Here is a 12506-nt window from a genome sequence, read left to right as displayed (position 1 = left end):
GTTTGCGACGTTTCCTTATGTTTATTCATTTTCTTCCAATGTTTCAGCGATTTGTGCCCACTCTTCTTCCAAGTGTTTGATTTCATTATGGATATCGTCTATGACTTGATTCAAGGTATCCATCTTTTCATAATCGTGGTAGAAGTCAGGATCAAAACGTGATTCACGCTGCAATTCCAAATCTTCTGATAAAACAACAAGTTCTTCCTCAATTTTCTTTTGGCGATTCTTCATCCGTTTTAATGATTGAAATGATTCTTTACTTGTTTCTTTCTTAGCCTGAGTTTTTGTTTTTTCTTCCGCTAGGATTTCTTGCATGTTCTTTTCTGTATGAGAAACATTGCCATCTTTGATAACCAAAATATCACTGGCTAGTTTATCAATAAAGTATCGGTCATGTGATACAAAAATCATGGTACCATCATAACTTTCCAATGCTTTCTCAAGTGCCTCTTTCCCTTGGATGTCCAAGTGATTGGTTGGCTCATCGAGAATCAAGAGATTGTCTTGCTTCAACATCAGTTTAACAAGTGCCAAACGAACGCGCTCGCCACCCGAGAGTACATGGACAGATTTGAAGACATCTTCCCCTTGAATAGGAAACGGCCAAGAGCAGTTCTAATTTCCGTATGGTCCAGCCCTGGAAAAGCGTCCCATACTTCTTCTAAAACCGTTTTATTCATGGTGAAATCCAGCAATTGTTGATCAAAGTAACCCATTTCAATTTGATGTCCCAGCATAATTTCACCCTTCAAGGGTTCCATACGGCCAGAAACAGTTTTAAGAAGCGTCGACTTTCCTGTACCATTGTCTCCAACGATGGCATAGCGTCTTCCTTTCATAAATGTTCCGGTATATTCAAACAACGGCTTATCATAACCTACTTGAAGTTCATTAACACTAAGGACTTCTTTTCCCCCGCGTAAACGCGCTTTAAACTCAGCCTTAAACTCACGGGTAGAAACATCTTTCTTTTCCAGTTTGTCCATGCGATCCAAGTATTTAATTTTAGATTGTGCAAAAGCAGCTTTGTTTTTCTTGTAGCGGAATTTCTCAATTAATTTCTCAATCCGTTCAATTTCACGTTGTTGATTTTGAAACTTGATATTATGACGCTCGATTGCAGTTTCTTTAATCTTTTGATACCCACTATAATTGCTTTCGTAGCGCGTTGCTTCCATGTCTTCAATCTCAACCACAACATTGCAAACGCGATCAAGAAATAAACGGTCATGAGAAACGACAACCACAGCGCCATCGTATGAATTTAAATAACCTTCCAGCCACTCAATCGTGGAGATATCTAAATGGTTGGTTGGCTCATCAAGAAATAGGATATCCGGTTTACTTAAGAGTAAACGGATAAATGCCAGACGCGTTACTTGTCCACCCGAAAAGGTATTTAAATCCCGTTCTAAGTCACTAACACTGAAATTGAATTGCGTTAGAATGGTATGAATTTCTGTTTCGTAAGTGTAACCACCGCGTCGCATAAATTCTGTTTGAATGCGATCGTATTGATTCAGCACCTTTTCACTGTGATCGGTCTTCATGAGCTCTTCAAGTTCTTGAAGTCGATCGCGCAGTGCGAATACATCAACAAAAACCTCGTCAAAATAATCTTTAACTAAAACTTTCTCATCACTAATATGAATTTGTTCTAAAAAGCCACGACGCATTCCCGTTTTCCAGAACACATCGCCACTATCAAGAGACTCTTCACCCGAGAGCACACGAAAAAGTGTTGTTTTACCAACACCATTTGCACCAATGAGGGCAACTTTTTCATTTTCTTTGATTAATACACTTAAATCTTTAAAGAGTTCTTGACTCCCAAATGATTTATTTGCATCTCGTACTTGTACAATCATAACGTTTCACCTATTACTTACCGAGTTCTGTCATTATCGCAGCGGCAAGCGTTTCAATTATCTGTTGTTTTTCATTTGTCCAGACAGTCTTCGTTTCAGCATCTGAGATATACCCAAACTCAACGAGAACTGACTGCATACCTTTATCCGATCCCAATGCGAATGCATTGAGTCGCTTATAATCGTCATTGATCTCTGCTGCACCGGTAAACTTCCCACCAGCCTCACGAATCAATGAGTTGTAATCAAAACCATCCTCGAGTGCTGTATTAATGACACCAATATTATCTTCATAGCCATAATCGTAGCCTGGAAGCGATGTATTGGCAAGAAGTTGTCCCATAATTGTATTCGCAAGACGTGGGGACGAGAAATTAGAGTGTACCACGGATGCTCCCTTTGTATTTGGATACGGTGTCGATAACATACTCAAATGAACGTAGTACTTTGCGCCTGCTTGGTAACCAGCATGAATTCGACCATCATTGCCATGAAACTCACGTTCTTGGTCACGTTTGCGCGAAATCATGGCACGATAGCCATTGTCTTGAAGAATTTTCTGTACACCTTCTGCAACATCATACATTTCATCCGCTTCAATAAAATCTCCATCGACAACACCCGATGTAATATAGCCATCATACTCGTCATACAGTCCGTTAGGATCCAAAACGACATCATATTGATTGGATGGGGTTGTCATTGCATTCACCTCAAGGTATGCATACGCTTTGTCCAACGTGGAATCATCACCATAATCAAACAATGTTTGATTGGCGAGTAAGCGTACTTGCTTATGCTCTCCTTGTCGAGAAACAGACTCAAAAAGGGCATCGATTGGTGCATTCGCAACAATGCGTGAGCGTGTAAATCCATCTAATATTTGGATTTCATAGAATCCCGGTTCCAGCGTTTCCATTGGAATTTTACTATCAAGTTCCAGACCCATCATAAATGTTTGTTCAACACCACTGCATAGGTTCTTAAGGAAAACAGTTCGACCATTAAACGGATCAGCCTCGCCCACTTTATATTCATTTTTATAAAGACCCAATGTTTGCCCATAAGAGCCATAATCTGCGAATTCAACAACATCATCGGTAAGGCCTTTTTTTACAAGCGCACGCGACTCGCTACCGCTCATTTTACAAATCGTAAATTCATCCCCTTGACCACCATTGTTTCGTGTCAAGGTAACAATAACAACGGATATGAGCGTCGCCAGAATTAGTAGAAAAGGAACTACAATTTTGTAGTTCACTTTTCTTACTTTGGGTACATATCCTGTTTTAAACTCCATAAATCCTGCTCCTAATAGTCCAAGTTTTTCGGTGTTCTTGGGAAAGGAATTACATCTCTAATATTTTGCATTGCTGTAATATACATGAGGAATCGTTCAAAGCCAATTCCAAACCCGGCATGCTTGACGCCACCATAGCGACGCAAATCAAGATACCACTCTAAGTGCTCTTTAGGAATATCCAACGCTGCCATTCGTTCTTCAAGTAAGTCTAGACGTTCTTCACGTTGAGATCCACCGACAAGTTCGCCAACAAATGGCACTAGCAAGTCACATGCAGCGACTGTTTTATTATCATCATTCATACGCATGTAGAATGATTTGATATCTATCGGATAATCAGTAAGGAACACCGGTCCCTTAACAACTTCTTCACTGATGTAGCGCTCATGCTCAGATTGCAAGTCTGCACCCCATGATACTTTATATTCAAAACGATCATTCTCTTTTTCAAGAAGCGCAACAGCCTCTGTATAAGTCATACGTTTGAAGTCAGAACCAATGAGACCATTTAAGCGTTCTAAGAGTGTTGAATCAATGCGATCGTTGAAGAATTTCATTTCTTCAGGTGCATTTTCCAAAACATACTCAATGCAATACTTAACGAGGTCTTCGATTAAGTTCATATTGTCTTCTAAGTCTGCAAAGGCAATTTCAGGTTCAACCATCCAAAACTCACTTGCATGACGCGCAGTGTTTGATTTCTCTGCACGGAAAGTTGGTCCAAATGTATAGATGTCGCGGAATGCTAGCGCAAACGCTTCACCATGTAATTGCCCAGATACAGTTAAACTTGCCTTTTTACCAAAGAAGTCTTTTTCATACTGATCATCTTTACGTGTTGTGACAACAAAAGCCTCTCCTGCGCCTTCAGCATCATTACCTGTGATGATTGGCGTATGGACATAAACAAAACCTTGATTTTGGAAAAACTCATGAATTGCCATGGACAATACGGAACGCACACGGAATACAGCCATAAAAGTATTAGTACGCGTTCTCAAATGTGCTATTTCGCGTAAATACTCGTAGCTATGACGTTTCTTTTGTAATGGATAATCTGAACTTGCTTCACCTTCAAGAACAACCTCAGTAACCTCAATCTCAAAGGGTTGACGCCCTTCGGGAGTAACTTTGAATTTACCGGTTACAGTTAATGCAGTTCCAGTATTGTACTTACCGATTGCATCATAATTAGCAAGGTCTGCACCATAGACGCATTGTGCGTTTCTAAAATAGGTTCCATCATTTAATTCGATGAAGCCAACATTTTTTCCACTACGATTGGTACGAACCCAACCTTGAAGTTGCACATACTCGATTGCATCAACTTCCAAATCAGATCCGAGCGCGAGCAAATCATAACACTCGCGAATTGTTAAATAAGAAATCATCTTTACACCTCAATTTTTTAACGTATATTATTAGTTTGGAAAATTAATTCCTGAATTGTTGATACTACATCAACAGTTTTTACAACAACATCCTTTGGTACCTGGATATGTTCACTTGAGAAGTCAACAATCCCTACAATGCCAAGGTCAACCAAACGGTCAATTGTTTCTTGAACATTTTTTGATACCGTAACAATAGCAATACGGCAACCTTTTGGAATGCGCTCTTCAAGTTCACTCATGTGATAGATTGGGATATCTGACGCTTCCCCCAGTTTGTTGGGGTCAATATCAAATGCACAAACGATCTCGCCGACAACGTGGTTCCAACGGTTATAGTTTAGAATCGCGCGGCCCAAGTTCCCTGCACCTACCAAAATCAGTTCTTCTTCAAAACTGACACCGAGCAGATTATCAAAGGTTTCAATGAGTGTTTTCACATCATAGCCATAACCCTGTTTTCCCAACGATCCAATAAAAGAAAAATCACGTCGGATTGTCGTTGACTCTATGTCAACAAAAAGTGAAAGTTCTCGCGAAAGAATTCTTTCAACTCCCATATTATACAGTTTTCGCAACGCTTTTAAGTAAATTGGATAGCGTTGCATTGTTGCCTTTGGCACATTTGCCGATATTTGATTTGTCATGTTATCACCACCGTGTAAATCATATCACAAAGTTACCCATGTTTAAATGTGAAAAGTTTAATAAGACAGGAGTTGTTTGTTAGAATTTGCTGTAATTTCACAATTTCCGCGAATACCTTTTTCCATCGCCACAGCACCAGCAAGCCCAATCATGGCGGCTTGATCCATACATGCCCACAACGGTGGTTGAAGTACATTTAAGTCTGGATGTTCGCTTGCCAATGCACTTACACGGGAACGTACTTCAGAATTCGCAGCAACGCCTCCTGCAAGAACAAAGGACTTTACCTCATACATCTCTAGTGCTAAGTTAACTCGGCGCATTAATTCATCCACCGCAGCATGTTGAAATGCATACGCAACATCTTCTACAATGACCTCACGTTCAAATCGTTCTTCTCTTAGAACTAATTGACGTACAGCCGATTTCAGTCCACTGAAAGAAAAATCCAATGGGTTTTCAGTCTTAACTTTCGGGAGTTGATAGTTTTTCTTTCCTGTTTTTGCCAAACGATCAATAATAGGACCACCCGGATAATCCAACCCTAAAAGACGTGCTACTTTATCATAGGCTTCACCAACTGCATCATCTTGTGTTTTACCGATAACTTCAAATTGATAATCATCTTTCATATAGACAAGTTCGGTATGCCCACCAGAAATTACCAAAGAGAGTAATGGGAACTTAAGCTCCCCAACAAGTTTGTTTGCATAAATATGACCCGCGATATGATGAACTGGAATAAGTGGCTTATTCAACGACCACGATAATGTTTTTGCCGCCATCACACCAATATGAAGCGACCCAACCAAACCTGGACCTTCAGTCACCGCAATCGCATCAATATCATCCAAGGTTACTGATGCTTTACTCAAGGCATCTTTGATCACAATATTAATGTTCTCAATATGTAATCGCGAGGCGATTTCAGGGAATACCCCGCCATATTCTTTGTGAATATCGATTTGTGATGATACAGAATTACTCAACACCTCTGTGCCATCTTTTACGATTGCACATGATGTCTCATCACAACTTGATTCAATTGCTAATATTAACATAACTATAACACCTTTCTCATTACCCATGCATGGTCATCAGGACCATAATAATTATTACGTTGACGCATTCGTTCAAAATCAAACTTTTTATAAAATGATACTGCACGATCATTGTGTTCACGAACTTCCAAAAAGACTGTACTTACACCCTTTTCTCGCAATTCAACAAGTACATTCTCAAACAATACAGTTCCAAACCCTTGATGCATAAAATCGACATGTACTGCAAATTGCAACAAATCCGCAATCTCGTTATTAATGCGGAATAAAATGAAACCCATCACATGGCCGTCAACATCAAGAACATCAAAAACTGATTGTTCCCCGACAATTTCATCAATGTAGAGGCGTTCGTGCCAATTGGTTACGAGTTGCACGGCATCAATTTCAAGAATCTCCTGAAGGTCAGCCATGCGTGCTTTACGGATACTCATTTCAGATAATTCGGAACAAGGGTATCCGGATTATCGACAGGAACCCATTGGGATTCGAGCGCGACAACATTTTCGATAATATTCCCATATGTCGTTTCAGTGCCAACGAGTATTGTGTCACCGAACAGATTTTGGGAAATAGCAGCGAGTTCCTCAACGTGGTAGACCTTTTCATCGGTGACAACGCCATCCTTGACGAAAGCACCAAATACACGGCCAGAACGCGCATCAATAAAGGCAAACCCTTCACGATTACCAACCAGTGTTGCAAGTGTATCAATTGTAAACACGTGAACCGAAGGATTTGCAAGCGCATATGTTTTTGCAAAGGTCAAGCCAATGCGCATTCCTGTATAACTTCCGGGTCCATTCGTCACTACAATTTGATCGATGTCTAAAGGTGTTAAGTGAGAACGTGACATGACTTCATCAATATACACTAAAAGTAGTTCCGATTGTTTCTTGTTTACATTCTCTTGCTTTGAAGCAATAATTTCACCATTTTGAACGACACCCACTGCAAGAATAGAATGCGATGTATCAATAATTAATGTATTCATGATGCAACCTCCATTAATGTAATTTTTCGACTCGTTTCGCCAACATATGAAATGGTAATTTCATAATCAACACGGAAATCAAGATCATCCAAAAAATTACCCCATTCCAAGACAACGACCGTTTCATCGTCAATTAAATCAAACAAACTGAGAGCATCCGAATCAACACCTTCAAGCCGATATGCATCAATATGTTTAAGACCCAGCCTGCCTTCGTATTCTTTGAGAAGCGTAAATGTTGGACTTGTAACTGTCTCAGAGATATCAAGACCTTGGGCGATACCTTTGGTGAACGCAGTCTTCCCAACACCCAAATCACCTGCCAACGATATGACACACCCCTGTTTTAGATTTCGGGCAAAATCGGCTGCAAAAGCCATTGTTTCATTTACTGAATTTGTAATTATTTCTTTCTTCATATTTATCACCATCGCTCACTATTATATCATAGCGAACACAAATACACGTTTAAATAGATTCATTATTACTCATAATTGCTTAATAATGGTTCATAATTCATTCGAAATTCCCATATCACAGATATCAATATTGTAAGGTTTCGAAGATTGACTGTTTTTCATGTGTGAGTGTATTATAATAGAAGACGAGTAATATAACATATTAAAGGAGATAGTATGAAACCTTATACAATAACAACCGAGGTCACAGCAGATATTAACCCTACCCTTGCTGATGAACTCGCAATCAAATTTATACCGATGGCATTCAACTTGGACGATGTCCCATTTAAACATTACACAGATTTCCGTGAAATGGCAGCAAAGGAATTTTACGAACGACTTTCACAAGGCCAAGTATCAACGACGTCACAACCAAATCCAACCGAATATATCGATTACTTTGAACCCCTTCTCAAAGACGGTTCTGATATTTTGCACATCAGTTTTACATCGGGCTTGAGTGGGTCGTATAACTCAGCAGTCATTGCCTTGGATATGCTTAAAGAGAAGTATCCAGAGCGGACGATAATTTGCATCGACAGCCTCTGTGCTTCATCAGGACAAGGACTCCTTGTATATGAAGCTCAAAACCTACAGAAAGCGGGTAACAGCATCGAAACTGTTGCACAATGGGTTGAAGATACCAAACAAAAGATTGCCCATCATGTTATCGTGAGTGATCTGTTTCATCTTAAAAGAGGGGGCCGTGTTTCTGGAGCAACCGCAGCTGTTGGGAGTGTATTGGCAATCATGCCTGTACTTCGCATTGATGAGCAAGGAAAACTTGAAGTCATCAGTAAAGTCCGTGGCAAGAAACGTGCCATCGCTTATTTCATTGATGCATTCCAAGAAAATGCTGATGCGATGCATGCACAGAATCTCATGATTTCTCACAGTGATAATCTCGACGAGGCATTGAAGCTTAAATCCGCTATCGAGCAATTGAATCCAGAACATACTGTGTTCATTAATGAAATCAGCCCTGTCATTGGGAGCCATACTGGAAGTGGTACTCTAACCTTGTTCTACATTCGCAAATAAAGAAAAGACACCTTGGATGGTGTCTTTTCTTTATTTAATCACTATTTTTGAGAATCGTTGTATTCTTGTTCGCGTGCAAAAATACTCTCATATTGATTCTTTTTGATCTCACCAATATTTCCGCGAATTCCTGGTAACTTAAACGCCAATACATTGGAAATCTTCGCATTATTTTCATAAGCTTCAGGATACATATTGTTAAGAGAGTAAACTGTCGCAAGCGACTGGTAGTAGTTGTTTTTAGCAATTTTAGACTTTGGTTTGTTTTTGATTGCCGTAAAATCATGCAGTGCTTGTGCTGATGATTCTGCATCAAATTCAATCCCTTGATAGCGTTGCACAACTTCCTTCATCTCAGCATCAAATCCACGATCAAGGAGTCGATACGAAACCATTGGAAGAAACAATACAATGATAAAGAGAATGGGTAAAGCAATCATCAACGGAATGATGAATTGTCCATATTTTGGATTCTGTGATGCAATTAAAAGTATAAATATAAGTACACCAATCGGAAACATTTTAATAAAATAATTTAGAAAATTACGTTGTTTATTCATAGTAGAAAGCCTCTTTCGTTCATGGTCTATTATATCATAAAAAAAGACATCCTGATAAAGGATGTCGAATTACCCGGCAATGAGCTATCTTCACTAGCGCAGGGCTAGATATTGTCGCCGCTAAAGTGCTTAACTTCTGTGTTCGGGATGGGAACAGGTGTGACCACTTCGCTAATATCACCAGATCATTGAGAGAATCTCTCAAAACTGAATAACAGAATTCATAAACTTTGGAATCTTTTCAAATAGTCGTATCAATTGTGATTAAAACCTCGACCTATTAGTATCAGTCAGCTACACATATCACTATGCTTCCACCTCTGACCTATCAACCTGATCGTCTCTCAGGGGTCTTACTACTTGCGTATGGGAAATCTCATCTTGGAGTTGGCTTCGTGCTTAGATGCTTTCAGCGCTTATCCAGTCCATACTTAGCTACCCAGCGATGCTCTTGGCAGAACAACTGGTACACCAGCGGTATGTCCATCCCGGTCCTCTCGTACTAGGGACAGCGCTCCTCAAATTTCCTACGCCCACAACAGATAGGGACCGAACTGTCTCACGACGTTCTGAACCCAGCTCGCGTACCGCTTTAATGGGCGGACAGCCCAACCCTTGGAACCTAATTCAGCTCCAGGATGCGATGAGCCGACATCGAGGTGCCAAACCTCGCCGTCGATGTGAACTCTTGGGCGAGATCAGCCTGTTATCCCCAGGGTAGCTTTTATCCGTTAAGCGACGGCCCTTCCACGTGGTACCGCCGGATCACTAAGCCCGACTTTCGTCCCTGCTCGACTTGTAGGTCTCGCAGTCAAGCACCCTTCTGCCTTTACGCTCGTCGATTGATTTCCAACCAATCTGAGGGTACCTTTGGGCGCCTCCGTTACTCTTTAGGAGGCGACCGCCCCAGTCAAACTGCCCACCTGGCACTCTCCCGGACCCGGATCACGGGTCGCGGTTAGAACTTCAAACTTACAAGAGTGGTATCCCAATGGCGACTCCACATAGACTAGCGTCCATGCTTCAGTGTCTCCCACCTATCCTGTACATGTAAATTCAAAGTTCAATACCAAGCTACAGTAAAGCTCCATGGGGTCTTTCCGTCTAGTTGCGGGTAACCGGCATCTTTACCGGTACTAAGATTTCACCGAGTCTGCTGCCGAGACAGCGCCCAAATCGTTACGCCTTTCGTGCGGGTCGGAACTTACCCGACAAGGAATTTCGCTACCTTAGGACCGTTATAGTTACGGCCGCCGTTCACTGGGGCTTCAGTTCAATGCTTCGTTCCGAAGAACTAACACATCCCCTTAACCTTCCAGCACCGGGCAGGCGTCACCCCCTATACTTCGTCTTGCGACTTTGCAGAGAGCTGTGTTTTAGTTAAACAGTCGCTTGGGCCTCTTCACTGCGGCTCTCTTTTACAAGAGCACCCCTTCTCCCGAAGTTACGGGGTCATTTTGCCGAGTTCCTTGGCAACAGTTCTCTCGCTCACCTCAGGATTCTCTCCTTGCCTACCTGTGTCGGTTTTGGTACGGGCCAATCCATAATTAACGCTAGAAACTTTTCTTGAGAGCTGGCATCGGTTACTTCGCTACTTCCTCACGGGTTCACTCCTCATAACGCCTTTGCTTTATAGGACGGATTTGCCTATCCTACGGCTCCTTCGCTTAAACCGGCTCTTCCATTCGCCGGCTTAACCTAGCCTTCTCTGTCATTCCTTCACTTATGGATCGGGTACAGGAATATCAACCTGTTGTCCATCGACTACGCTTTTCAGCCTCATCTTAGGTCCCGACTTACCCAGGGAGGACGAGCCTTCCCCTGGAATCCTTAGGCAATCGGTGGGTCAGATTCTCACTGACCTTTCGCTACTCACACCGGCATTCTCACTTCTATACACTCCACTGCTCCTTACGGTACAGCTTCAACGCAGTATAGAACGCTCCCCTACCACTTAAAATAAATTTTAAATTCGCAGTTTCGGTATCATACTTAGCCCCGGTACATTTTCGGCGCAGGGTCACTCGACTAGTGAGCTGTTACGCACTCTTTCAAGGGTGGCTGCTTCTAAGCCAACCTCCTAGTTGTCTGTGCATCCCCACATCCTTTTCCACTTAGCATGAATTTTGGGACCTTAACTGGCGATCTGGGCTGTTTCCCTTTTGACTACGGACCTTATCACCCATAGTCTGACTGCCGTCTACATATCCGTTGGCATTCGGAGTTTGATTATATTCAGTACCCCGAGATGGGGCCATCATACATTCAGTGCTCTACCTCCAACGGCCTTCCAACGACGCTAGCCCTAAAGCTATTTCGGGGAGAACCAGCTATATCAGAGTTCGATTGGTATTTCACCCCTAGCCACAGTTCATCCGCTAACTTTTCAACGTTAGTCGGTTCGGTCCTCCATTTGGTTTCACCCAAACTTCAACCTGACCATGGCTAGATCACTCTGTTTCGGGTCTACCACAATGTACTTCGCGCCCTATTAAGACTCGCTTTCGCTTCGGCTCCGCTCTTTCCAGCTTAACCTTGCACATTATGAGTAACTCGCCGGTTCATTCTACAAAAGGCACGCCATCACCCTTTAACGGGCTCTGACTTCTTGTAAGCATACGGTTTCAGGATCTATTTCACTCCGCTTCCGCGGTTCTTTTCACCTTTCCCTCACGGTACTGGTTCACTATCGGTCACTAAGGAGTATTTAGCCTTACCGGGTGGTCCCGGTTGATTCCGACAAGGTTTCACGTGCCTCGCCGTACTCAGGATTCCACTAGGGTCATCGCCGCTTTCGTCTACAGGGTTTGCACCTTCTTTGACTGGCCTTTCAATGCCATTCGACTAGCTTTAATGAATCCCACATTGTGGTCCTACTACCCCTTCTCGAAGAAGGTTTGGGCTCTTCCCGTTTCGCTCGCCACTACTCAGGGAATCACTGTTGTTTTCTTTTCCTCCTGCTACTAAGATGTTTCAATTCGCAGGGTTGCTTCTCCATAGGCTATGTATTCACCTATGAGTAATACTGCATTACCAGTACTGGGTTCCCCCATTCGGAGACCTCCGGATCGTTGAGTACGTACCTCTCCCCGGAGCATTTCGCTGTTAGTCGCGTCCTTCATCAGCTCTTAGTGCCTAGGCATCCACCGTACGCCCTTACATATTTAATCACATGT

Annotated in this window: 11 protein-coding genes and 2 rRNA genes; 1 reads left to right on the top strand and 12 read right to left on the bottom strand. The window is 42.1% G+C overall.

What is annotated here, in order from left to right; genetic code table 11:
* Nucleotides 1-21 precede the first annotated feature (21 nt).
* From G7062_RS11615 to tsaE, 9 genes are read right to left on the bottom strand one after another with little or no spacing between them, the layout of a single operon-like run.
* Entirely contained in the window at nucleotides 22-537 is a 516-nt protein-coding gene (locus G7062_RS11615; protein WP_371741409.1) for a hypothetical protein, read from the bottom strand.
* A complete protein-coding gene (locus G7062_RS06350; RefSeq protein ID WP_371741408.1) occupies nucleotides 519-1871 on the bottom strand; it encodes an ABC-F family ATP-binding cassette domain-containing protein in 1353 nt (450 codons plus the stop codon). The genes G7062_RS11615 and G7062_RS06350 overlap by 19 nt, the downstream gene beginning before the upstream one ends.
* 13 nt (nucleotides 1872-1884) lie before the next feature.
* The gene (locus tag G7062_RS06345) at nucleotides 1885-3171 is read right to left on the bottom strand and encodes an N-acetylmuramoyl-L-alanine amidase (RefSeq protein ID WP_166065076.1); all 1287 of its coding nucleotides are present in this window, start codon (nucleotides 3169-3171) and stop codon (nucleotides 1885-1887) included.
* 11 nt (nucleotides 3172-3182) lie between these two features.
* Nucleotides 3183-4565 (bottom strand): asparagine--tRNA ligase, encoded by a 1383-nt coding sequence (asnS, locus tag G7062_RS06340; RefSeq protein ID WP_166065075.1) that lies wholly within the window; start codon nucleotides 4563-4565, stop codon nucleotides 3183-3185.
* 17 nt (nucleotides 4566-4582) lie between these two features.
* Nucleotides 4583-5212 (bottom strand): redox-sensing transcriptional repressor Rex, encoded by a 630-nt coding sequence (locus tag G7062_RS06335; protein WP_166065074.1) that lies wholly within the window; start codon nucleotides 5210-5212, stop codon nucleotides 4583-4585.
* 57 nt (nucleotides 5213-5269) lie between these two features.
* The gene (gene tsaD / locus G7062_RS06330; protein WP_166065073.1) at nucleotides 5270-6274 is read right to left on the bottom strand and encodes a tRNA (adenosine(37)-N6)-threonylcarbamoyltransferase complex transferase subunit TsaD; all 1005 of its coding nucleotides are present in this window, start codon (nucleotides 6272-6274) and stop codon (nucleotides 5270-5272) included.
* 2 nt (nucleotides 6275-6276) lie between these two features.
* On the bottom strand, nucleotides 6277-6708 hold the full coding sequence (rimI, locus tag G7062_RS06325; protein WP_166065072.1) for a ribosomal protein S18-alanine N-acetyltransferase: 432 nt from the start codon (nucleotides 6706-6708) through the stop codon (nucleotides 6277-6279).
* Nucleotides 6705-7268, bottom strand: coding sequence for a tRNA (adenosine(37)-N6)-threonylcarbamoyltransferase complex dimerization subunit type 1 TsaB (gene tsaB, locus G7062_RS06320; RefSeq protein ID WP_166065071.1), 564 nt, complete (start codon nucleotides 7266-7268; stop codon nucleotides 6705-6707). The genes rimI and tsaB overlap by 4 nt, the downstream gene beginning before the upstream one ends.
* Complete coding sequence (gene tsaE, locus G7062_RS06315; protein ID WP_166065070.1) at nucleotides 7265-7687, bottom strand: tRNA (adenosine(37)-N6)-threonylcarbamoyltransferase complex ATPase subunit type 1 TsaE; 423 nt, start codon at nucleotides 7685-7687, stop codon at nucleotides 7265-7267. Before tsaE ends, tsaB begins: the two co-directional genes overlap by 4 nt.
* A gap of 216 nt (nucleotides 7688-7903) precedes the next feature.
* On the opposite strand from tsaE, the gene G7062_RS06310 reads away from it, so the two are divergent.
* Nucleotides 7904-8770: a DegV family protein gene (locus G7062_RS06310; RefSeq protein ID WP_166065069.1), complete on the top strand. Its 867-nt coding sequence runs from the start codon at nucleotides 7904-7906 to the stop codon at nucleotides 8768-8770.
* A 41-nt stretch (nucleotides 8771-8811) separates the two neighbouring features.
* On the opposite strand, the gene G7062_RS06305 is transcribed toward G7062_RS06310, so the two are convergent.
* The 3 genes from G7062_RS06305 to G7062_RS06295 form a co-directional block, all read right to left on the bottom strand.
* Nucleotides 8812-9330: a hypothetical protein gene (locus tag G7062_RS06305; protein WP_166065067.1), complete on the bottom strand. Its 519-nt coding sequence runs from the start codon at nucleotides 9328-9330 to the stop codon at nucleotides 8812-8814.
* 71 nt (nucleotides 9331-9401) lie between these two features.
* Nucleotides 9402-9515 (bottom strand): 5S ribosomal RNA (gene rrf, locus G7062_RS06300).
* A 75-nt stretch (nucleotides 9516-9590) separates the two neighbouring features.
* Nucleotides 9591-12500, bottom strand: a 23S ribosomal RNA gene (locus tag G7062_RS06295).
* Between the last annotated feature and the right edge of the window lie 6 nt (nucleotides 12501-12506).

It is taken from the genome of Erysipelothrix sp. HDW6C (assembly GCF_011299615.1).
GTDB lineage: Bacteria > Bacillota_I > Bacilli_A > Erysipelotrichales > Erysipelotrichaceae > Erysipelothrix.
The sequence above is the reverse complement of the archived record's forward strand: the minus strand, read 5'-3'. Positions and strand labels throughout refer to the sequence as shown.